The following is a 25,018-nucleotide window of genomic DNA, read 5'->3' as shown; positions in this document are numbered from 1 at the left end:
CCTCTTCGGTGGCCTGCACCGAGATCATGGCGCCGCCGGCGGGCAGCGCCTGCATCAGCCGGGCGCGGGCCGCGACGAGCCGCACCGCGTCCGGCAGCGAGAACACCCCGGCGAGGTGCGCGGCGACGAGTTCCCCGATGGAGTGCCCGGTGAGGAAGTCCGGTCGCACGCCCCAGGATTCGAACAGCCGGTAGAGCGCGACCTCGAACGCGAACAGCGCGGGCTGGGTGAACCCGGTCTCGTCGAGCAACGCCGCATCAGCGCTGCCCGGCTCGGCGAACATGATCTCGCGCAGCGGCCGCTCCAGTTCGAGGTCCAAGTGCGCGCACACCTCGTCCAGCGCGGCCGCGAACACCGGGAACCGGCCCGACAACTCACGTCCCATCCCGGCCCGCTGCGCGCCCTGACCGGAGAACAGGAACGCGAGCTTGCCCGGTTTGGCGCCGCCGCCGCGCAGCAGGTTCGGCGCGGTGCCGCCGCCGGCGAGCGCGGTGAGCCCGGCGCGCAGCTCGGTGCGGTCGGTGGCGAGCACGGCGGCCCGGTGTTCGAAGTGCGCGCGGGTGGTGGCCAGCGAGCACGCCAGGTCGGCCAGGTCGGACTCGGTGCCCAGCAGCAGTTCCGCCTGCGCCCGCAGGGCTTCCGGGGTGCGCGCGGAGACGACGACGGGCAGCGGGCCGGGGTCCGCGACCGGTTCCGGCGGCGCCTCGGCGTCCGGGGCCTGTTCGAGGACCACGTGCGCGTTGGTGCCGCTGGCGCCGAAGGAGGACACGGCGGCGCGGCGCGGGCGACCGGTGCTCGGCCACCCGGTGCGTCCGGTGAGCAGTTCCACCGCTCCCGAGGACCAGTCGACGTGCGTGGAGGGCCGGTCCACGTGCAGCGTCCTCGGCAGTTCGCCGTGCCGCATCGCCAGCACCGACTTGATGACGCCCGCGACGCCGGAAGCGGCCTGGGTGTGCCCGATGTTCGACTTGATCGAGCCGAGCAGCAGCGGGGCGTCCCGGTCCTGGCCGTAGGTGGCCAGCAGCGCCTGCGCCTCGATCGGATCGCCGAGCGAGGTGCCGGTGCCGTGCGCCTCGACGGCGTCCACATCGGACGGTTCGAGGCCCGCGGCGGCGAGCGCCTTGCGGATCACCCGCTGCTGGGACAGCCCGTTCGGCGCGGTGAGCCCGTTCGAGGCCCCGTCCGAGTTGACCGCGGACCCGCGCAGCACCGCCAGCACCTGGTGCCCGTGCCGCCGCGCGTCGGAGAGCCGTTCCACGACGAGCATCCCGACGCCTTCGGACCAGCCGGTGCCGTCGGCGGTGTCGGCGAAGGCGCGGCAGCGCCCGTCCGGGGACAACGCGCCCAACTCGCCGAACTCGACGAAGCCGACCGGGGTGGACATCACCGTCACGCCGCCGGCGAGCGCGACCGAGCACTCCCCGGTGCGCAGCGCCTGCACCGCCTGGTGCAGGGCGACCAGCGAGGACGAGCAGGCGGTGTCCACGGTGACGGCGGGGCCTTCCAGCCCGAAGGTGTAGGCGAGCCGCCCGGAGATGAGGCTGGCGGACTGCGCGGTCTGGGCGTGCCCGACCTGACCCGCCGGTGGCCGGTAGTCGCCGGAGCCGCCGCCGACGAACACGCCGGCGTCGGTGCCGCGCAGCTGCGCCGGGTCGATCCCGGCGCGTTCCCACGCCTCCCACGCGGCTTCGAGCACGATGCGCTGCTGCGGGTCCATCACCATCGCTTCGCGCGGCGAGATGCCGAAGAAGCCGGGGTCGAAGTCGGCGACGTCGTGGAGGAATCCGCCTTCCTTGGTGCCCAGCGCGGTCAGGTCCCAGCCGCGGTCGGTGGGCGCGGGACCGATGGCGTCGGTCTCGTCGAGCAGCAGCCGCCACAGGTCCTCCGGCGAGCGGACGCCGCCCGGGTAGCGGCAGCTCATGCCGACGATGGCGATCGGGTCGTCGTCCGGTGCCGCGACGGCCGCGACGGGCTCGGTGCCGGGACGGGTGCCGGTGAGCTCGGCGAGCAGGTGCGCGGCGAGCGCGTCCGGCGTCGGGTGGTCGAACACCAGCGTGGCGGGCAGGGCGAGGCCGGTGGCCGCGCCGAGGGCGCCGCGCAGGTCCACGGCGGTGAGCGAGTCGAAGCCGAGGTCGCGGAACGGCAGGTCCGGTTCGACGGCGTCGGCGCCGCCGTGCCCGAGGACGTCCGCGGCGGCGGTGCGCACCAGGGCGAGCAGCCGCTCGGCGCGCTCCGGTTCGCCGAGCGCGGCGAGCTCCTCGCGCAGCGAGCCGCCGTCCTCGGTCGCGGTGTCGCCGAGCGCGGCCGCGGGGATGTCGTCGAACAGCGCGCTGCGCCGCGTCGCGGTGAACGCGGGTGCGAAGGTCTCCCACCGCACGTCGGCGAGCACGAGCGAGCGCTCCGGTCCGCCCAGGGCGCGGCCGAGCGCGGTGGCGGCCAGGTCCGGGTCCAGCGCGGGGAGCCCGTTGGCCCGGCGGTGCGCCGCCGATCCGTCCGATGTGGACTCCCAGGCGCTCCAGGCGAGCAGCCGGGCGGGGATGCCGTCGGCGGTCAGGCGGTGCACCAGCGCGTCGAGCCGGGCGCCGTCGGCGGCCGCCTGCTGCTGCCCGCGCACTCCCCACACCGCGGCGATGGAGGTCATGAGCACGAACGCGTCGAGGGGTTGTCCGGCGAGCAGCGCGGCGAGCTCTTCGGCGTCCGCGACCGGGTCGTCCCCGGCGGCGGCTTGCACGACGGTGGTGATCGGGCCGGGCGCGGCGTCGAGGACTTCGCGGAGGTCGGCGGTGCCCGCGCGCAGCACGTGCTCGGCGCCGTCGGCGGCGAACCGGCGGCTCAGGTGCTCGGCGGAGTCGTCGTCGCCGACGACGAGGACGGTGCCGTGCGGTCGCCACGGGTCGGCGGGCGCGGACGCGGTCTGGAGCCTGCGCCCGTAGGCGCCCGCGGCGCGCAGCGCGACCTGGTCCTCGGTGCCGCCGAGGACGGCGGGCAGCCGGTCCGCGGCGCGCCGGTCGGCGGTCGCGGGCAGGTCCACGAGCCCGCCCCAGGCTTCGGGTTCGTCCAGCGCGAGCACGCGGCCGCGGCCCCACAGCGCGGCGGCCTCGACCTCGGGCAGCTCGGCGCGGCCGACGGCGACGGCGCCGCGGGTGAGGCACCACAGCGGTGCGGTGATCCCGGCTTCGCGCAGCGCGGGCAGCAGGGCCAGCGGATCGGTGCCGGGCAGGGCGACGACCACCGCGTAGTCGTCGCCGAGCCCGCCGGTGGCGGCGGGGTCGCGGACGTCGGCGCCGGGCAGGGCCTCCAGCACCGCGGTGGTCCAATCGGCGTCCCGCTCCGCCGCGGGGACGAGCACCAGCCAAGGGCCGGTGGACCGGCGGGTGGTGGTGATCGGCTTCCAGCCGATCGCGTACCGCCAGCCGTCCACGGCGGCGTGCTCGCGGCGGTGGCGGCGCCAGGCCGACAACGCGGGCACCACCGCGGACAGCGACGCGTCGTCGACGTCGAGGGAACCGGCCAGCGCGGCCAGGTCCTCCCGCTCGACGGCGGCCCAGAACTCGGCGTCCACCGGGTCGGTGGCGGTGGCGGCGCCCGGTTCGGGCCAGTAGCGCTCCCGCTGGAACGGGTAGGTGGGCAGCGCGATCCGGCGCGCCCCGGTGCCCGCGAAGTGCTCCGCCCAGTCCGGGCTGCGGCCGTGGACGTGCAGCCGGGCCACGGCGGTGCCGAGCGCGGTCTCCTCGTCCCGGTCGGCGCGCTGGGTGGCCACGACCAGCGGCCCGTCCGCGGGCAGCGACTGCCGGGCGAGCGCGGCGAGCACCCCGTCCGGCCCGAGTTCCACGAACCGGGTGGTGCCCGCCTCGTGCAGGGTGCGGACGGCGTCGGCGAACCGCACGGCCTCGCGCAGGTGCCGCACCCAGTACTGCGCGCTGCCCAGTTCGGCCGGGTCGGCGACGGTGCCGGTCAGGTCGGAGACCACCGGGATCTCCGGGGCGTGGAACTCGATTCCGGCGGCGGTGCGGCGGAATTCGTCCAGCACCGGGTCCATCAGCGGCGAGTGGAAGGCGTGGCTGACGGTGAGCCCGCGGGTGCGGCGGCCGAGGTCGCCGAAGTGCGCGGCGATGCGCTGCGCTTCGGCGGTGTCGCCGGAGACGACGACGGAGTCGGGCCCGTTGACGGCGGCGATCGCGACCCGCTCGGTGAGCTGCGCGGTCACCTCGTCCTCGGTGGCCTGCACCGCGATCATCGCGCCGCCGGTGGGCAGCGCCTGCATCAGCCGGGCCCGGGCGCCGACGAGCTTCGCGGCGTCCGGCAGCGAGAACACGCCCGCGACGTGCGCGGCGGCCAGCTCGCCGATGGAGTGCCCGGTGAGCAGGTCGGGCCGCAGGTCCCAGGATTCGAGGAGCCGGTAGAGCGCGACCTCGAACGCGAACAGCGCGGGCTGGGTGAACCCGGTCTCGTCGAGCAACGCCGCATCAGCGCTGCCCGGCTCGGCGAACATGATCTCGCGCAGCGGCCGCTCCAGTTCGAGGTCCAAGTGCGCGCACACCTCGTCCAGCGCGGCCGCGAACACCGGGAACCGGCCCGACAACTCACGTCCCATCCCGGCCCGCTGCGCGCCCTGACCGGAGAACAGGAACGCGAGCTTGCCGGGTCCGGTGTCGGTGCCGCGCGCGACCTCCACCGCGCCGTCCGGCCCGGCCAGCAGCACCGCCCGGTGCCGCAACGCGGCGCGCCCGGTGGCCAGCGAGAAGCCGACGTCCACAGCGGAGGCATCGGTTCCGCTGGTGCGGCCGGTGAGCCGCGCGAGCTGTTCGTCCAGCGCCTCCCGGGTGCGGGCCGACACCGGCCACGGCACGATCCGCGGCCGCACCAGCACCTCCGGTCCGGGTTCGAGCTCGGGCGCCTGTTCGAGGAGAACGTGCGCGTTGGTGCCGCTCACGCCGAACGCGGAGACCCCGGCGCGGCGCGGCCGGCCGGTCTCCGGCCACGGCCGCGGTTCGGCGAGCAGCGCCATCCCGGCGGCGTCCCAGTCCACGTGCGGGCTGGGCCGCTCGGCGTGCAGCGTCTTCGGCAGCACCCCGTGCCGCATGGCCAGCAGCACCTTCACCACTCCGGCGACACCGGCGGCGGCCTGGGTGTGGCCCAGGTTCGACTTGATCGCGCCGAGGTGCAGCGGTTCGGTCCGGTCGCGGCCGTAGGTGGCCTGCAACGCCCCGGCTTCGATCGGGTCGCCGAGGGCGGTGCCGGTGCCGTGCGCCTCGACCGCGTCCACGTCGGCGGCGGTGAGCCCGGCGTCGGCGAGGGCCTGCCGGATCACCCGCTGCTGGGACGGCCCGTTCGGGGCGGTGAGCCCGTTCGACGCGCCGTCCTGGTTGACCGCGCCGCCGCGCACCACGCCCCACACCTCGTGGCCGTGCCGCCGCGCGTCGGAGAGCCGTTCCAGCACGAGCACGCCGACGCCTTCCGACCAGGCGGTGCCGTCGGCGTTCGCGCCGAACGCCTTGCAACGCCCGTCCGGGGCGAGCCCGCTCTGCGCGCTGAACTCGACGAACGAGTCCGGCCCGGACATCACCGAGACGCCCCCGGCCAGCGCCAGCGAGCACTCCCCGGAACGCAGCGCCCGCACCGCCCAGTGCAGCGCCACCAGCGAGGACGAGCAGGCCGTGTCGACGGTGACCGCCGGTCCTTCCAGCCCGAGCGAGTAGGACAACCTGCCGGAGAGCACGCTGGCGGTGTTGCCGGTGGCCACGTGCCCGCGCACGTCGGCCCCGGCGGCGCGCAGCAGCTGCGGGTAGTCCTGCCCGTTGGTGCCGATGAACACGCCGGTGGCGCTGCCGCGCAGCCCGTCCGGGGCGATCCCGGCGCGCTCCAGCGATTCCCAGGTGGTCTCCAGCAGCAGCCGCTGCTGCGGGTCCATCGCCAGAGCTTCGCGCGGCGAGATCCCGAAGAACGGCGCGTCGAAGTCGGCGACCCCGTCCAGGAAGCCGCCTTCCCGGGTGGCGGAGTCCCCGGCGGCGAGGGCGGCCAGGTCCCAGCCGCGGTCGGTGGGGAACGGCCCGATCGCGTCGGTCCCGTCCGCCAGCAGCGTCCACAGGTCCTCGGGTCCGCGGACCCCGCCGGGGAAGCGGCAGCCGATGCCGACCACGACGACCGGATCGTCCGCGGCGGCCCGCGCGACCGGTACCGGCGCGGACGCGGGCAACGAGCCGAGCAGTTCGGCGAGCAGGAAGTCCCGCAGCGCCACCGGGTTCGGGTGGTCGTAGACGAGCGTGGCCGGCAGCGCCAGGCCGGTCGCCGCGCTGAGCGCGTTGCGCAGCTCGACGGTGGTCAGCGAGTCCAAACCGAGGTCCTGGAACGCCCGGTCGGCGGGGACGTCGGCGACGGTGGCGTGGCCGAGCACCGCGGCGACCTGCGCGAGCAGCAGGTCCAGCACGGCCTGCCCGCGGTCGGCTTCGGGCAGCGCGGCGAGGGTGGCCCGCAGTCCCGGTGCGTCCGGCGCGGTCGCCGGTTCGGGCCGGCCCAGCTGCCGCACCGCGGGGATCTCGGTGACGAGCGCGCGGGAGGCGGGGAACGCGGCGGTGAACCGCTCCCAGTCGATGTCGGCGACGGCGAGCGCGGTGTCCTGCTGCTCCAGCGCCCGGTGCAGCGCGGCGACCGCTCGCCGCGGCTCCATCGGGGTGAACCCGCCACGGCGCACCCGCTGCCGCACGCCGTCCGCGTCGGCGGCCATGCCCGCTTCGGCCCACGGCCCCCAGGCGAGCGAGGTCGCGGGGCGGCCGGTGGCGCGGCGGGCTTCGGCGAGCGCGTCGAGGGCGGCGTTCGCGGCCGCGTAGTTGCCCTGGCCCGCGGCGCCGAAGGTGCCCGCGGTGGAGGAGAACAGCACGAACGCGTCGGGCTCGACGTCCGCGGTGAGCTCGTCGAGGTGCTGGGCGGCGCGGACCTTCGCGCCCCAGACCTGCGCGAACCGGTCGGGGGTGAGCGAGTCGAGGACGCCGTCGGCGACGACCCCGGCGGTGTGCACCACGGTGCGCAGCGGCAGCTCGGCGGGGATCTCGGCGAGGACGGCGGCCAGCGCATCCCGGTCGGCCACGTCGCAGGCGGCGATGGTGACCCGGGCGCCGTGCCCGGCGAGTTCGGCGCGCAGCTCGGCGGCGCCGGGCGCGTCGGCGCCGCGGCGGCTGAGCAGCAGCAGGTGCCCGGCGCCCGCGGCGGCGAAGGAGCGGGCGACGTGCCCGCCGAGCCCGCCGGTGCCGCCGGTGATGAGCACGGTCCCGGCACCGATCGGCGGTGCCGCCTCCCCGGTGGCGGGTGCGGGCACCAGGCGGCGGGCGAACGTGCCCGCCGAGCGCAGCGCCAGCTGGTCCTCGGGTCCGCCGAGCGCGGCGCGGAGCCGGTCGGCGCCCGCGCCGTCGGCGGGCAGGTCGACCAGGCCACCCCAGCGGGCGGGCTGTTCCAGCGCGAGGACGCGGCCGAGCCCGGACAGCGCGGCCTGCGCCGGATCGGGGGCCGGGTCGGCGCGGCCGACCCGCACCGCACCCCGGGTCACGATCCACAGCGGAGCGTCGATGTCGGCGTCGGCGAGGGCGTGCACCGCGGCGGTGGTGAGCGGCAGTCCGCCGGGCACCTCGGGGGCGTCCGGGTGCGGTGGCGCGTCCCAGGACAGCAGCGAGACGACTCCGGCGAATCCGGCGCCGCGCTCCGGGAATCCGGCGTCCTCGGCTTCGGCGCGCAGCCGCCACGCCAGTTCGGCGCGGTCCGCGCGGTGCACCTCGACGCGCACCGCGTCCGCGCCGAGCGCGGCCAGCACGCCGGCCGTGGCGGCGGCGTCGGCGTCCTGCGCGGTGAGCACCAGCCACGGCCCGGCCGGTGCGGTGCCGTCGCCGCGGACCGGACGCCATTCGGTGCGGTAGCGCCAGCCGTCGACGGCCGTGGTCTCCCGCCGCTTGCGCCGCCACTCGGCGAGCGCGGGCACCACCGCGGCCGCGGTGTCGTCGTCCAGGTCGAGCTGCGCGCGCAGCGCCCGGGTGTCGGCGCGGTCGACGGCGGACCAGAACTCGGCGTCCACCGGGTCGGCGGCGGTCACCGGTGCGGCGGCCGGTTCGGGCCAGTAGCGCTCGTGCTGGAACGGGTAGGTGGGCAGGTCGATCCGGCGCGCGCCGGTGCCCGCGAAGCACCCGCCCCACTCCACGGGGGTGCCGGTGACGTGCAGCCGGGCCAGCGCGGTGCTGACCGCGGCCACCTCGTCGCGGTCCCGGCGCAGCAGCGGTTGCAGCACCGCCTCGGCGGGAACCACCTCCCGGGCCAGCGCGGTGAGCACCCCGTCCGGCCCGAGCTCCAGGAAGGTCCGCACGCCCGCGTCGGCGAGCCACCGGGCGCCGTCGGCGAAGCGCACCGCTTCGCGCACGTGCGCCACCCAGTGCTCGGCGTCGATCCGCGCGGGCGCGCCGGTCAGGTTGGACACGACCGGGATCGTCGGGGCGTGGTGGGTGAGGGACTCGGCGACGGCGCGGAACTCCGCGAGCATCGGCTCCATCAGCGGCGAGTGGAACGCGTGGCTCACCGGCAGCCGCGTGGTGCGGCGCCCCAGCTCGGCGAAGTGCGCGGCGACCCGCTCGGCCTCGGCGGCGGCGCCCGAGACCACGACCGACTCGGGGCCGTTGATCGCGGCCAGCGACACCTGCGCGGTCAGCAGCGGGAGGACCTCTTCTTCCGCCGCCCGCACCGAGATCATCGCGCCACCGGCGGGCAGCGCCTGCATCAACCGGCCGCGGGCGGCCACCAGCGCGCACGCGTCCGGCAGCGACAGCACCCCGGCCACGTGCGCGGCCACGATCTCGCCGACGGAGTGCCCGGTGACGTGGTCCGGCACGATCCCGCAGGACTCGACGAGCCGGTGCAGCGCCACCTCCAGCGCGAACAGCGCGGGCTGGGTGCAGTCGGTGCGGTCCAGCAGCTCCGCCTCCGGGCTGCCGGGCTCGGCGAACGCGATGTCGCGCAGCGGCCGGTCCAGCACGGCGTCGAAGTGCGCCAGCACCTCGTCGAAGGCGTCGGCGAACACCGGGAACCGCGCGTGCAGCTCGCGGCCGGTGCCCGGGCGCTGGCTGCCCTGACCGGTGAACAGGAACGCGGTGCGCCCCGCTCCGGCATCCGCGCCGCGCAGCAGGTTCGCGGCCGGTGCGCCGTCGCGCAGCGCGGTGAGGCCGCGCCGCAGCTCGTCCCGGTCGGCCGCGAGCACGGCGGCCCGCTGCTCGAACCGGCCGCGCCCGGTGGCCAGCGAGTAGGCCAGGTCCAGCGGTTCCGCACCGTCCACAACGGACAGGGCCTGGTCCGCCTGGGCGCGCAGTGCCGCCTCCCCCCGGCCGGACAGCAGCACCGGCACCACGCCGCGGCGCGGCTCGCGGGCCTCGACCTCGACGGGCGGAGCCTGTTCGAGGACGGTGTGCGCGTTGGTGCCGCTGAGCCCGAACGAGGACACCGCGGCCCGGCGCGGGCGACCGCTGTCGGGCCACGGGACCTGGTCGACGGGCAGCTCGATCGCCCCGGACGTCCAGTCCACGTGCGAGGACGGTTCGGCGACGTGCAGGGTCCGCGGGACGAGGCCGTGCCGCAGCGCCTGCACCACCTTGATCACGCCGGCGACACCGGAGGCCATCTGGGCGTGCCCGATGTTCGACTTGATCGAGCCCAGCAGCAGCGGATGCTCCCGCTCCTGGCCGTAGGTCGCCAGCAGCGCCTGCGCCTCGATCGGATCGCCGAGCGCGGTACCGGTGCCGTGCCCCTCCACCACGTCCACTTCGGACGGTGCGAGTCCCGCGTCGGCCAGCGCGGCGCGGATGACCCGCTGCTGCGCCGGGCCGTTCGGCGCGGTCAGGCCGTTGGAGGCGCCGTCCTGGTTGATCGCGGAGCCGCGCACCACGGCCAGCACCTCGTGCCCGTTGCGACGCGCGTCGGACAGCCGCTCCACCAGCACCAGCCCGATGCCCTCGGCGAGGCTCATCCCGTCGGCGTCGTCCGAGTAGGCCTTGCAGCGGCCGTCGGCGGCCATCGCCCGCTGGCGGCTGAACCCGACGAACGCGCTCGGCGTGGACATCACCGACACGCCGCCGGCCAGCGCCAGCGAGCTCTCCCCGCTGCGCAGCGACCGGCAGGCCAGGTGCAGCGCCACCAGCGAGGACGAGCAGGCGGTGTCCAGCGTGACCGCGGGGCCCTCCAGTCCGAACAGGTAGGACAACCGGCCGGACAGGATGCTGGACAGCGCACCGGTGATCAGGTGGCCTTCGGAGCCGTCGGCGGTGTGCGCCTGGTAGTCCTGGTAGCTGGCGCCGATGAACGCCCCGGTGCTGCTGCCGCGCAGCGCCGCCGGGTCGATCCCGGCCCGCTCGAACGCCTCCCACGCGGTCTCCAGCAGCAGCCGCTGCTGCGGGTCCATCGCGAGCGCTTCGCGCGGCGAGATCCCGAAGAAGCCCGCGTCGAAGTCGGCGACGTCGTGCAGGAACCCGCCCCGCGTGGAGTAGGTCTTGCCCGCCCGGTCCGGGTCCGGGTCGTAGAGCCCGTCGGCGTCCCAGCCGCGGTCGGCGGGGAACTCGGAGATCACGTCCTCGCCGCGCAGCACCAGGTCCCACAGCTGTTCCGGGGTGGCCGCACCGCCCGGGTAGCGGCAGCTCATGCCGATGATGGCGATCGGTTCGTCGTCCACCGGCCGCACCTCGGCCGGGCCGCCGGTGCCCGCGGAACCGGCGAGCTCGCCGCGCAGGAACTCCACCAGCGCCCGCGGGTTCGGGTGGTCGAAGACCATCGTGGCGGGCAGCACGAGCCCGGTGGCGGCGGCGATCCGGTTGCGCAGGTCGACGGCGGTGACCGAGTCGAAGCCGATGTCGCGGAAGGCGCGCTGCTCGTCGAGCGCGTCGGCGGAGGTGTGCCCGAGCGCGGTGGCGGCCTCGGCGCGCACCAGGTCCAGCAGCAGCCGCCGCTGCTCGGCGGCGGGCAGCGCGTGCAGCCGGGCCGCGAACTCGCCGCCCGCGCCGGTCCGCTCGGCCTGCTGCCGCCGGATCTCGCGCACGGCGGGGATCTCGTCGAACAGCGCGGTGGGCCGGGCCGCGGCGAACACCGGGTGGTAGCGCGCCCAGTCCACGTCGGCGACGGCGAGCGCGGTGTCGTCGTGGTCCAGGGCGGCGCGCAGCCCGGTCAGCGCGGTCTCCGGCGGCATGAACACGAGGCCGCTGCGGCGGATCGCCTCCGGGTCGACGCGGCCGAGCTTCTGGTCGTCGGCCCAGATCCCCCAGGACACGGAGGTGGCGGGCAGGCCGCGGGCGCGGCGGTGCTCGGCGAGCGCGGCCAGGTGGGCGTTGCCCGCGACGTAAGCGGCGTGCTGCCCGCTGCCCCACATGCCCGCTGTCGAGGAGAACAGCACGAACGCGTCGAGTTCGGCGGGCTGGTCGGGGTGGTCCGGGTCGAGCAGTTCGTCCAGCAGCCGCGCGCCGACGACCTTGGCGCGCAGCACGTCGGCGAAGGACTCGGGGGTGGCCTCGTCGACGGGCTCCAGGCCGATGAACGCGGCGGTGTGCAGCACGGTGCGCACGGTGCGGCCGTCGGCGGCGAGCCCGCACAGCAGGCCGCGCACCGAGTCCCGGTCGGCGAGGTCGCAGGGCAGCACCTCGGCGTCGGTGCCGAGCTCGGCGAGTTCGGCGACCAGCTCGGCCGCCCCGGGCGCGTCGGCGCCGCGGCGGCTGGTGAGCACCACGTGCTCGGCGCCCTGCCGCGCCAGCCAGCGCGCCAGGTGCGGGGCGCGGGCGCCGGTGCCGCCGGTGATCAGGGTGGTGCCGCGCGGCCGCCAGCTCCGGGCCGGGGCGCGGTCGCCGACGGGCGCGGGCACGATGCGACGCGCGTGCACGCCGGAGGCGCGGATCGCGAGCTGGTCCTCCCCCGTCGTCCCGGCGAGCACCGCGGCGAGCCGCTGCCCGGCGCGCTCGTCGAGCTCCGCGGGCAGGTCCACGACGCCGCCCCAGCGCTGCGGGTGCTCCAGCGCGGTGGTCCAGCCGAGGCCGTGCACCTGCGCCTGCGCGGGGCGGGTGACCTGGTCGGCGCGGCCGGTGGCGACGGCGCCGCGGGTCAGCGCCCACAGCGGGGCGTCGATCCCGGCGTCGCCGAGGGCCTGCACGAGCACCAGGCTCAGCGCGAGGCCGCGGGCGAGCTCGGGGTGCCCGGGGCACGGCGTCTCGTCCAGCGCCAGCAGCGAGACGACGCCGGCCGCCTCGGTCTCGGCGAGCAGCGCGGCGAGACGTTCCCGGTCGAGGTGCCCGTCGTCCAGCTCGACGCGCTGCGCGGTGGCGCCGTGCGCGGCGAGCACCGCGGCCACTTCGGCGTCCTCGGCGCCGCCGGTGCCGACGAGCAGCCAGGTGCCGGTGAGCTCGCCGTTCCCGGTGCCGCGCAACGGTGTCCAGGTCGCGCGGTACCGCCAGGAGTCCGCTGTGGACGCTTCGGCGCGGCCGCGGTGCCAGCTGGACAGCGCGGGCAGCACCGCGGCCAGCGAGTCGGCGTCCACGTCGAGCCGGTCGGTGAGCGCGGCGAGGTCCTGCTGCTCGACGTCGGCCCAGAACCCGGCTTCGGCGACGCCGACCTCACCGGCGGCGGTCCGCGGCGCGGCGGACAGCGCCCACAGGTGTTCGTGCTGGAACGCGTAGGTGGGCAGCTCGACGCGGCGCGCCCCGCCGAGCAGCGGGGTGAAATCGACCTCGACGCCGCGGGCCAGCAGCTCGCCTGCGGAGAGCAGGAACCGGTCCAGGCCGCCGTGGTCGCGGCGCAGCGTGCCGCCGGTGATCACGTCGGTCGCGGCCTGCTCGGCGGTCTCCTGCACGGCGGCGGTGAGCACCGGGTGCGGGCTGATCTCGACGAACACGCCGTGGCCCTGCTCGGCGAGGGCGCGCACGGCGGGTTCGAAGCCGACGGTGCCGCGCAGGTTCCGATACCAGTACGCCGCGTCCATCCCGGTGGTGTCCAGCCAGTCCCCGGTGACGGTGGAGAAGAACGGGACCTCGGCGGCGGCGGGGCGGATCGGGGCGAGCACGTCGAGCAGTTCCGCTTCGAGGGCTTCGACGTGCGCGGAGTGCGAGGCGTAGTCGACGGCCACCCGGCGGGCCCGCACCTCCTCGGCGGTGAGGCGTTCGTGCAGCGCGTCGAGCGCGTCCGGGTCGCCGGAGACGACGGTGGAGCCCGGCCCGTTGATCGCGGCGATGGACACCCCGTCGCCGATCCGCTCCCGCACCTGCTCGGCGCCGAGCGCGACGGACAGCATGCCGCCCGCCCCGGCGAGCCCGGCGGCGATGGCGCGGCTGCGCAGCGCGACGACCCGCGCCGCGTCGTCCAGGTCGAGCGCCCCGGAGACGCAGGCGGCGGCGATCTCGCCCTGGGAGTGCCCGAGCACCGCGTCCGGCCGCACCCCGTGGTGCCGCCACAGCTCGGCGAGCGACACCATCACGGCGAACGAGGCGGGCTGCACCACGTCCACCCGGTCCAGCGACGGCGCGTCGGGTGCCGCGCGCAGCACGTCGAGCAGCGACCAGTCCACGTGCGGGGCGAGCGCGGCGGCGCAGTCGGCGATCCGCGCGGCGAACACGGGCGATTCGTCGAGCAGCCGGGCGCCCATCCCGGCCCACTGCGAGCCCTGCCCGGGGAACACGAACACGGTGCGCCCGGCGGCGGTGGCGGTGCCCTGCACGAGCCCGGTGGCGGGGCGGCCGGCGGCGAACTCGGCGAGCGCGGCCCGCAGCGCGGCGGAGTCGTCGCCGACGAGGACGGCGCGGTGCTCGAACCGGGCGCGGGTGCCGAGCAGCGAGTGCGCGACATCGGCGGCCGGGTGCTCGATCGCGGCGAGCCGGGCGGCCTGGGCGCGCAGCGCCGGTTCGGTGCGGGCGGACAGCACCCACGGCACCGGCCCGGCGGGCGCCTGCTCGGTCGCGGGTTCGGGTTCGGGTTCGTGCTCCAGGACGGCGTGCGCGTTGGTGCCGCTGATCCCGAAGGAGGACACGGCGGCGCGGCGCGGCCCGCCGGTCTCCGGCCAGCCGGTGTTCTCGTGCAGCAGTTCCACGCCGCCCGCGGTCCAATCGACGTGCGTGGACGGCCGGTCGGCGTGCAGGGTGCGCGGCAGCAGGCCGTGCCGCATCGCCAGCACCACCTTGATCACGCCGACGACGCCCGCCGCGGACTGGGCGTGCCCGAGGTTGGACTTGGCGGAGCCGAGCAGCAGCGGCGCGTCCGGATCGCGGTCGTGGCCGTAGGTCCGTTGCAGCGCTTGGGCTTCGATGGGGTCGCCGAGTGCGGTGCCGGTGCCGTGCGCCTCCACCGCCTGTACGTCCGATGTGGACAGTTCGGCGTTGGCGAGGGCCTGCCGGATCACCCGCTGCTGCGCGGGCCCGTTGGGTGCGCTCAGCCCGTTGGAGGCCCCGTCCTGGTTGACGGCGCTGCCGCGCACCACGGCCAGCACCGGGTGCCCCCGGCGCCGCGCGTCGGGGAGCCGTTCGACCAGCAGCACGCCGACGCCTTCGGACAGCGCCATCCCGTCGGCCCCGTCGCCGAACGCCTTGCAGCGCCCGTCGCGGGCCAGCGCGCGCTGGCGGCTGAACGCGACGAACGCCGCCGGGTCGGCCATCACGGTCGCCCCGCCGGCCAGCGCCAGGTCGCTCTCCCCGGTGCGCAGCGACTGGCAGGCCAGGTGCAGCGCGACCAGCGAGGACGAGCAGGCGGTGTCCACGGTGACGGCGGGGCCTTCCAGCCCGAACAGGTAGGACAGCCGCCCGGACAGCACGCTGGGGCTGGTGCCGGTGACGGCGTGGCCTTCGGAACCGTCGGCGGAGCCGCTGCCGTAGTCCTGGAAGCTGGAGCCGATGTAGGTGCCGGTGCGGCTGCCGCGCAGCGCCCCGGGGTCGATGCCCGCGCGCTCGAAGGATTCCCACGCGGTCTCCAGCAGCAGCCGCTGCTGCGGGTCCATCGCGAGGGCTTCGCGCGGGGAGATGCCGAAGAACGCCGGGTCGAATTCGCCCGCGTCGTGCAGGAACCCGCCCTGCGTGGCGTAGGTGGTCCCGGCGCGGTCGGGGTCGGGGTCGTAGAGCCGGTCGGCGTCCCAGCCGCGATCGGTGGGGAACTCGGTGATGGCGTCGGCCCCGTCGGTGAGCAGCTCCCAGAACCGCTCGGGCGTGTCGGCGCCGCCGGGGAAGCGGCAGGCCATGCCGATGATGGCGATCGGCTCGCCGGTGTCGCCGGTCACCGCCGCGGTCGTGGTGCTCGCCCCGGCGCCGACCAGTTCGGCGCGCAGGTGCTCGGCGAGCGCCGCCGCGTTCGGGTGGTCGAAGGCGAGGGTGCTGGGCAGCGCGAGCCCGGTGGCGGCGGCGAGCCGGGTGCGCAGTTCGACGGCGGTGAGCGAGTCGAAGCCGAGTTCGCGGAACGCGCGGCGCTGCGGGACCGCCCCGGCGCCGGAGTGGCCGAGCACGGCGGCGGATTCGGCGCGCACCAGTTCCAGCAGCAGGTCCCGCTGGGCGTCCGGGTCGAGCCCGCGCAGCCGCGCGGCCAGCTCCCCGTCCGGCTCGGCCTGCTCGGTGCCCGCCCGCCCGAGCGCGCGGACCTCGGGCAGCTCGGACAGCAGCGGGCTGGGCCGGGCCGCCGTGAAGATCGGGTGGTAGCGCGCCCAGTCCACGTCGGCGACGGTGGCGGTGGTGTCGTCGTGGGCGAGGGCGCGGTGCACCTCGGCGACGGCGGTGTCCGGGTCGAGCGCGCCGAGGCCGCTGCGGCGCAGCTGGTCGGCGACGGCCTCGTCGGTGGCCATGCCCGCCTCGGCCCACGGCCCGAAGGCGAGCGCGGTGGCGGGCAGGCCGCGGGCGCGGCGGTGCTCGGCGAGCGCGTCGAGCTGGGCGTTCGCCGCCGCGTAGGCGCTCTGCCCGCCGCTGCCCCAGGTGCCGGCGATGGACGACAGCAGCAGGAAGAAGTCGAGCTCGCGGTCGCCGAGCAGGGCGTCCAGGTGCACGGCCCCGGCGATCTTCGCGGCGGCGACGGCCGCGAACTCGGCGGGCGCGGTGTCCTGCAGCGGGGTGGCCTGCCCGGTTCCGGCGGCGTGCACCACTCCGGTGAGCTCGGGAAGCTCGGCGAGCAGCGCGGCGAGGGCGTCCCGGTCGGTCACGTCGCAGGCCGCGATCCGCACCTCGGCGCCGAGCCCGCGCAGGTCGTCGGCGAGTTCGGCGGCGCCGGGCGCGTCGGGTCCGCGGCGTCCGGTGAGGACCAGCCGTTCCGCGCCGGCTTCGGCCAGCGAGCGGGCGATGCGGGCGCCGAGCGCGCCGGTGCCGCCGGTGATGAGCACGGTGCCGCGCGTCGTGAACCCGGTGGCCGCGGCGGAGATCGGGTGGTGCAGCAGCCTGCGCCCGGCGAGGCCGGTGGCGCGCACCGCGACCTGGTCCTCGCCGTCGAGTCCGCCGAGCACGCGGGCGAGCCGGGCACCGGCCTGCCGGTCCGGGTCGGCGGGCAGGTCGACGAGCCCGCCCCAGCGCTGCGGGTGCTCCAGCGCGACGACGCGGCCGAGCCCCCAGGTGGCGGCCTGAACCGGGCTCGCGATCGGGTCGTCGACGCCGGTGGACACCGCACGCGACGTGATCATCCACAGTGGAGCCTCGTACCCGGCGTCGCCGAGGGCCTGCGCGAGCGCGGCGTTGAGCACCAGCCCGGTGCTCAGCGCCGGGTGCACCGGGTGCGGGCGTTCGTCGGCGGCCAGCACCGACACGACGCCGGTGCGCGACGGCTCGCCGAGGAGTTCGGCGATGGTCTCCCGGTCGGCACCGGGCTCCAGCAGCAGTTCGTCGACGTCCGCGCCGTGCGCGCGCAGCGCGGCCGCGACCGGACCCGTACCGGTAGCCCCGGTGCCGACGAGCAGCCAGGTCCCGGTGAGCACCGCCGGGGCGGGCGTGCTCAGCGGGTGCCAGTCCACCCGGTAGCGCCAGGAGTCCAGCAGTTCCCGCTCGTGCCTGCGCTGCCGCCAGGACGCGAGCGCGGGCAGCAGCGCGTACAGCGCGGCGTGCTGCGAGTCGGCGAGGCCCAGCAGGTCGGCGAGCTCCTCGCCCGCGCCGCGGTCCACCGCCGTCCACAGCCGCTCGTCGGCCGGGTCCGTGGCGGGGACCGCGGCGGTGGTCTCCGGCCAGTACCGCTCGCGCTGGAACGCGTAGGTGGGCAGGGCGACGCGGCGCGCGCCGGGGTGCGCGGCGGCCAGGTCGACCGGGGTGCCGCGGACGTGCAGCCGGGCCAGCGCGGTGGTCACCGACAGGTCCTCGCCGCGGTCGGCACGCAGCGCGGGCACGAACTCGGCGTCGTCGCCGAGCACGTCCTGCGCCATCGCGGACAGCACCCCGTCCGGGCCCAGTTCCAGGTAGGTGCGGGTGCCCGCGTCGGCGGCGGTGCGGACCGCGTCGGCGAACCGGACGGTGGCGCGGGCGTGCCGCACCCAGTGCTCGGGGGTGCGCACCTCGTCCCCGGCGAGCTCGCCGGTGACGCCGGAGATCAGCGGGATCCGCGCGGCCCGGTAGTCGAGTCCTTCGGCGACCTGCCGGAATTCGTCGAGCATCGGGTCGACCAGCGGCGAGTGGAACGCGTGGCTGACGCTGAGCCGCTTGGTGCCGCGGTCGGCGAACCGCTCGGCGAGCGCCACCGCTTCGGCCTCGTCGCCGGAGATGACCACGGAGGCCGGGCCGTTCACGGCGGCGATCGCGATCCGCTCGGTGAGCAGCGGCGCCACCTCGTCCTCGGTGGCGCGCAACGAGATCATCGCGCCGCCGGGCGGCAGCGCCGCCATCAGGCGGGCGCGGGCGGCGACCAGGGCGCACGCGTCGGGCAGCGACAGCACCCCGGCGACGTGGGCGGCGGCGAGCTCGCCGACGGAGTGCCCGGCGAGCCGGTCGGGCACCGCGCCGCGGGCCTCGACGAGCCGGTACAGCGCCACTTCGAGGGCGAACAGCGCGGGCTGGGCGTAGCCGGTGTCGTCCAGGTCGGCGGTGTCGTCCAGGTCTGCGGCGCGGGCCAGCAGCAGCTCGCGCACCGCGGGGTCGAAGTGCCCGAGCACTTCGTCGAGCGCGGTGGCGAACTCGGGGTACCGCCCGTGCAGTTCGGCGCCCATCCCGGCGCGCTGGCTGCCCTGGCCGGTGAACAGCGCGGTGAGCCCGCCCGGCTCCCCGGCCTCCCCGGTCACGATCCCGGGGTCGGGGCGGTCGGCGGCGAGGGCGCGCAGCGAGTCGAGCAGCGAATCCCGGCCGGTGCCGAGCACGACGGCGCGCTGCGGGAACGCGGTGCGGGTGGTGGCCAGCGAGCGCGCGACGTCGGCGGGCCGGTGGCCGGGGTGCTCGTCGAGGAAGGTGATGAGCCGGGCGGCCTGGGAGCGCAGCGCGGCGCGGGTCTTGCCGGACAGCGGCCAGGCCACCGGCACCTCGGTCCGGTCCGCGGGTTCCGGGGCGCCCGCGACTTCCGGGGCGCCGTCGGGTTCCGGAGCGGCCGCGAGTTGCGGAGCGGCCCCGGATTCCGGAGCCGCCGCGAGCTCGGGCCGTTCCAGCACGAGGTGCGCGTTGGTGCCGCTGATGCCGAACGCGGACACGGCGGCGCGGCGGGGCCGCCCGGTCTCCGGCCAGGGGACGTCGGCGGTGAGCAGTTCCACCGCGCCGTCCGCCCAGTCCACGTGGGTGGAGGGCGTATCCGCGTGCAGGGTGCGGGGCAGCACGCCGTGCCGCATCGCCTGCACCACCTTGATCACGCCCGCGACACCGGCGGCGGCCTGGGTGTGCCCGAGGTTCGACTTGATCGACCCGAGCCGCAGCGGCTCCGCGCGGTCCTGCCCGTAGGTGGCCAGCAGCGCCTGCGCTTCGATCGGGTCGCCGAGCGAGGTGCCGGTGCCGTGCGCCTCGACGAGATCGATGTCCGAAGTGGACAGATCGGCCGCGGCGAGGGCCTGCCGGATCACCCGCTGCTGCGCGGGCCCGTTCGGTGCGGTCAGCCCGTTCGAGGCGCCGTCCTGGTTGACGGCGCTGCCGCGCACCACCGCGAGCACCTCGTGCCCGTGGCGCCGCGCGTCGGAGAGCCGCTCCAGCACGACGATGCCGACGCCCTCCGCCCAGCCGACGCCGTCCGCGTCGGCGGAGAACGCCTTGCACCGCCCGTCCGGGGACAGTCCGCGCTGCCGGGAGAACTCGATCAGCGCCGCCGGGGTGGACATCACCGTCACGCCGCCCGCCAGCGCCAGCGAGCACTCCCCCGCCCGCAGCGCCTGCATCGCCCAGTGCATCGCCACCAGCGAGGACGAGCAGGCGGTGTCCACCGTGACCGCCGGTCCTTCCAGGCCCAGCGCGTAGGACACCCGCCCGGAGGCGACGCTCGGCGAGGTCCCGCTGCCCTGGTGCCCTTCGAAGTCGCCGCCGGCGAGCACCGCGCCGTAGTCGTTGTACATCACCCCGGCGAACACACCGGTCCGGCTGCCGCGCAGCGCGGCCGGGTCGATCCCGGCCTGCTCGATCGCGGACCAGGAGGTCTCCAGCAGCAGCCGCTGCTGCGGGTCGGTGGAGATCGCCTCGCGCGGGCTCATCCCGAAGAAGCCCGGGTCGAATTCGGCCGCGTCGTGCAGGAACCCGCCGGAGCGGGCGTAGGAGGTACCGGTGCGGTCCGGGTCCGGGTCGTAGAGCGCGTCGAGGTCCCAGCCGCGGTCCACCGGGAGCCCGCTGATCGCGTCGGTGCCCTCGGACACCAGCCGCCACAGCTCGTCCGGCGAGGTCACCCCGCCCGGGTAGCGGCAGGCCATGCCGACGATCGCGATGGGATCGCCGGACACCGCGACCGCGTCGGCCTCCCCGGTGGCGGCGTCGTCCTCGCCGAGCAGTTCGGTGCGCACGTGCGCGGCCAGCGCCCGCGCCGTCGGGTGGTCGAACACGGCGGTCGCCGAGGTGCGCAGCCCGGTGGCGGTGGCCAGCCGGTTGCGCAGCTCCACGGCGGTCAGCGAGTCGAACCCGAGTTCCTGGAACGCGCGGTCCGGGTCCACATCGGACACCGCGGTGTGCCCGAGCACGGCGGCGACCTGGGTGCGCACCAGCTCCAGCACCGCCGCGGCGCGGTCGGCCGCCCCCAGCGCGCCGAGCCGCCGCGCGAGCCCGGCCGACGCGGCGGAGCCGGTGGCAGCCCGCCGGGCCGGGGTGCGGATCAGGCCGCGCAGGAAGGCGGGGACCTCGCCGCGGGAACGCAGCACCGCGAGGTCCAGCCGCACCGGGGCGAGCACCGCTTCCCCGCTGGCGGTGGCCGCGTCGAACAGCGCGATCCCCTGCGCGGGTTCCAGCGGCGGGGTGCCGGTGGCGGTGAACCGGCGCAGCTCGGCCTCGGCCAGTTCCCCGGTCATGCCCCCGGTGGACGCCCACGGGCCCCAGGCCAGCGAGGTCGCCGGGAGCCCGGCGGCGCGGCGGTGCGCGGCGAGCGCGTCCAGGTAGGCGTTGGCGGCCGAGTAGTTCGCCTGCCCCGCGGCGCCGACGACGCCGGCCAGCGAGGAGAAGGTGGTGAACTCGGCGAGCGGGTGGTCCCGGGTCAGCTCGTGCAGGTTCCAGGCGGCGTCGACCTTCGGCCGCAGCACGGCCGCGAGCCGTTCCGGGGTGAGCGCGTCGAGCAACGCGTCGTCGAGCACCCCGGCGGCGTGCAGCACCGAGGTCAGCGGGTGCGCGGCGGGGATCTCGGCGAGCAGCGCGGCGAGGGCGTCCCGGTCGGCGGCGTCGCAGGCGGCGACGCGCACCTGGGCGCCGTGCTCGGCGAGGTCGGCGACGAGCCGGTCCACGCCCTCGGCGTCCGGGCCGCGGCGGCTGGTCAGCAGCACGTGCCGCACGCCGTGCTCGGCGACGAGGTGGCGGGCGAACAGGGCGCCGAGCCCGCCGGTGCCGCCGGTGATGAGCACGGTGCCGTCCGGGTCGCGTTCCGGTGCGGCGTCGGCGGAGATCGGCGCGCGGGCCAGCCGCGCCGCGTGCAGCCGTCCGTCCACGATGGACAGCTGGGGTTCGTCGGCGAGCGCGAGCGCCGCGGGCAGCTGCGCCGCGGCGGCGGTGTCGAGGTCGACCAGCCCGAACCGGCCGGGGTGTTCGGCCTGCGCAGTGCGGACCAGGCCCCACACCGCGGCGGCGGCCAGGTCGGCGCCGTCGCGGGCGCCGCGGGTGACGACCACCAGCCGGGCCGCGACGTCGGCGTCGAGCACCCGCTGGGCCTGTTCGAGCACGCGGGCGGTGCACGCGTGCACCTGCTCGGGTGCCGCCGCGGGCGAGCGCACCGGCAGCACGACGACCTCGGTGCCCGCGGGCCCCGCGTCCAGGCCCGCCACCTCGACCGCGCCGACCGGCGGCGCGCCCCAGGGCACCTCGCCGACGGGCGGGAGCACCGCCACCGAGCCCGGATCGGCGGTGGCCGCGATCGGCGTCCAGTCCAGCCGGAACAGCGCGTCCCGGGCGGCGGCGGGCCTGCGGGCTCCGAGCGGGCGCAGCACCAGCGATTCCACCTCGGCCACCGGTTCCCCGGCCGGGTCGGCCACCGACACCGCGACCGCGTCCGGCCCGGCGGGTGCCAGCCGCACCCGGGCCGCGGTCGCGCCGGTGGCGTGCAGGGTGACGCCCTCCCAGGCGAACGGCAGCGCCGGTTCCGCGGCGTCACCGGCCCCGGCGGCGGCGTGCAGCGCGGCGTCCAGCAGCGCCGGGTGCACCCCGAACGCCTCGGCTTCGGCGGCGGCCACGGGCAGCTCCACCTCGGCGAACACCTCGTCGCCGCGCCGCCAGGCCGCGCGCAGGCCGCGGAAGGCGGGACCGTAGTCCAATCCGGCCGCGGCGAACCGCTCGTAGAGCCCGTCGAGGTCCACGGGTCGCGACCCGGCGGGCGGCCACTCCGGGCCGAAGTCCGCCGGGGTGCCGCGCGCGGTGTCGAGCACGCCGGTGGCGTGCCGCGTCCACGGCTGCTCCTCGGTGCCGTCGGGGCGGGAATAGAGGCTCAGCTCCCGGCTCCCGGTGTCGTCGGGGCCGCCGAGCCACACCTGCACCTGCACCGCGCCCTGCTCGGGCAGCACCAGCGGCGCGGCCAGCGTCAGCTCCCGCACCCGGTCGCAGCCCGCTTCGTCCCCGGCGCGCAGCGCCAGCTCGACGAACGCGGTGCCGGGCAGCAGGATCTCGCCGCCGACCGCGTGCTCGGCCAGCCACGGGTGCGAGCGCACCGACAACCTGCCGGTGAGCAGCACCCCGTCCGAGTTCGCCAGCGACACCGCCGCCGCCAGCAGCGGGTGGTGCGCGGCGCCGAGTCCGGCCGCGCGCACGTCACCGTCGCCGGTGCTCCTCGGCCAGAACCGGCGGCGCTGGAACGGGTAGCCGGGCAGCGCGACGCGGCGGGCGCCGGTGCCGGCGAAGAACTCGGGCCAGTCCGGGGAGGCACCGTGGGCGTGCAGGGCGGCGAGCGCCTGCGCGACGGCGGTGGTCTCGGACCGGTCACCGCGCAGCAGCGGGACCACCAGCGCCTCGTGGTCGAGGTTCGCCGGAACGAGCGCGCTGAGCACCGCGTCCGGGCCGAGTTCGGCGAAGGTCCGCACCCCGAGTTCGCCGAGGCGGCGGACGGCGGCGCCGAACCGCACCGGGCGGCGCGCGTGCTCCACCCAGTGGTCGGGGGAGGCGAGGTCGCGGGCGGTCGCGGACTCGCCGGTGGCGGTGGACACCAGCGGCAGCAGCGGTTCGCGCGGCGAGAGCCCGGCGACGACGGCGCGGAACTCCTCGAGCATCGGCTCCACCAGCGGCGAGTGGAACGCGTGGCTCACCGGCAACCGCGTGGTGCGGCGCCCCAGCTCGGCGAAGTGCGCGGCGATCGCCTCGGCTTCGGCGGCGTCCCCGGAGACGACCACCGACTCGGGCCCGTTGATCGCGGCCAGCGACACCCGTCCGGTGAGCAGCGGGAGCACTTCGTCCTCGGTGGCCCGCACCGAGATCATCGCGCCACCGGCGGGCAGCGCCTGCATCAACCGGCCCCGCGCGCACACCAGCGCGGCCGCGTCGTCGAGCGTGAACACGCCCGCCACGTGCGCGGCGGCGATCTCGCCGACGGAGTGCCCGGCGAGGTGGTCGGGCCGCAGCCCCCACGACTCGGCGAGCCGGTGCAGCGCCACTTCGACGGCGAACAGCGCGGGCTGGGCGTAGCCGGTCTCGTCCAGCAGCGCGGCCTCGGGGCTGTCGGGTTCGGCGAACAGCACCTCCCGCAGCGGCCGGTCCAGGTGCCGGTCGAGGGCGGTCACCACCTCGTCGAAGGCGGTGGCGAACGCCGGGAACCGCGCGTGCAGTTCGCGGCCCGCGCCGAGCCGCTGCCCGCCCTGCCCGGTGAACAGGAACGCCGTCTTCCCCGCGGCACGGGAGGATCCGCGCACGAGCGCCGGGGCGTCCTCGTCGGCGGCGAGGGCGCGCAGGCCCGCGCGCAGCTCCTCCTCGTCGGTCGCGGTGAGCACCGCGCGGTGCTCCAGTCCGCCGCGGGCGGCGGTGGTGAAGCCGACGTCCAGCGGCCGCGGCCCGTCGGTGTCCACGGTGGACAGCAGGCGGGTGGCCTGCTCGCGCAGTCCCGCCGCCGTCTTCGCCGACAGCAGCACCGGGATCGTCCCGGGTTCCACCGGCTCGGCCACCGGCTCCGGTTCGGGCGCCTGCTCGATGATGGTGTGCGCGTTGGTGCCGCTGATGCCGAACGAGGACACGCCCGCGCGGCGCGGCCGGTCGGCGACCGGCCAGGGTTCGGCGCCGGTGAGCAGCCGCACCTGCCCGGAGTTCCAGTCGACGTGCGTGGACGGCTCGTCCACGTGCAGGGTCCGCGGCAGCAGGCCGTGCCGCATCGCCTGCACCACCTTGATGACCCCGGCGACCCCGGCCGCGGCCTGGGTGTGCCCGAGGTTCGACTTGATCGAACCCAGCAGCAGCGGGTGCTCCCGATCCTGCCCGTAGGTCGCCAGCAGCGCCTGCGCCTCGACCGGGTCACCGAGCGCGGTACCGGTGCCGTGCGCCTCCACGACGTCCACTTCGGACGGGGACAGCCGCGCGTTCACCAGCGCCTGCTGGATGACGCGCTGCTGCGAAGGCCCGTTCGGCGCGGTCAGCCCGTTGGACGCGCCGTCCTGGTTCACCGCGCTGCCGCGCACCACCGCGAGCACTTCGTGCCCGTGGCGCCGCGCGTCGGAGAGCCGCTCCAGGACCAGCACGCCGACGCCCTCGCCCCAGCCGGTCCCGTCCGCCGCATCGGCGAACGAGCGGCAGCGGCCGTCCGCGGACAACCCGCCCTGCCGGGAGAACTCCAGGAACGTCGCCGGTCCGGACATCACGGTGACCCCGCCCGCCAGCGCCAGCGAGCACTCCCCCGCGCGCAGCGAGTGCGCCGCCAGGTGCAGCGCCACCAGCGAGGACGAGCAGGCGGTGTCCACCGTGACGGCCGGCCCCACCGCGCCGAAGGTGTAGGCGAGCCTGCCGGAGAGCACGCTGCCGCTGTTGCCGGTCAGCCGGAACCCGTCCACGTCGTCGGCCGCGCCGACCCGGTAGTCCTGCGCCATCGCACCCATGAACACGCCGGTGCGGCTGCCCCGCACCGCCGCCGGGTCGACGCCCGCGTGCTCGAACGCCTCCCAGGTGGCTTCCAGCAGCACCCGCTGCTGCGGGTCCATCGCCAGCGCCTCGCGCGGGGAGATGCCGAAGAAGTCCGCGTCGAATTCGGCCGCGTCGTGCAGGAATCCGCCGGAGCGGGTGGCCGTGTCGGCGTCGGCGAGCTCCCAGCCCCGGTCGGCGGGGAACCCGGTGATGCCGTCGCGGCCCTCGGCGACCAGCCGCCACAGGTCCTCGGGACCGGTCACGTCGCCGGGGTAGCGGCAGCTCATGCCGACGATGGCGATGGGCTCGCGGGCCGCGTCCTCCAGCTCCTGCACGCGCGCCCGGGACCGCTTCAGGTCCGCGCTCGCGCGCTTCAGGTAGTCCCGGAGCTTCTGCTCGTTGTCCAT

1 protein-coding gene (cut by a window edge) is annotated in these 25,018 nt (G+C 76.8%); it reads right to left on the bottom strand.

The window, feature by feature from the left end; genetic code table 11:
* Positions 1 to 25,018, bottom strand: partial view of a type I polyketide synthase gene (locus LCD31_RS17145; protein WP_224959387.1) — the 5' portion only. Its footprint begins 2,714 nt before the window's first position; only the first 25,018 of its 27,732 coding nucleotides appear in the window; it begins with the start codon at positions 25,016 to 25,018; its stop codon lies off the left edge, out of view.

This window comes from Saccharopolyspora sp. 6M, from assembly GCF_020176775.1.
Classification (GTDB): domain Bacteria; phylum Actinomycetota; class Actinomycetes; order Mycobacteriales; family Pseudonocardiaceae; genus Saccharopolyspora_C; species Saccharopolyspora_C gregorii.
The sequence above is the reverse complement of the archived record's forward strand: the minus strand, read 5'-3'. Positions and strand labels throughout refer to the sequence as shown.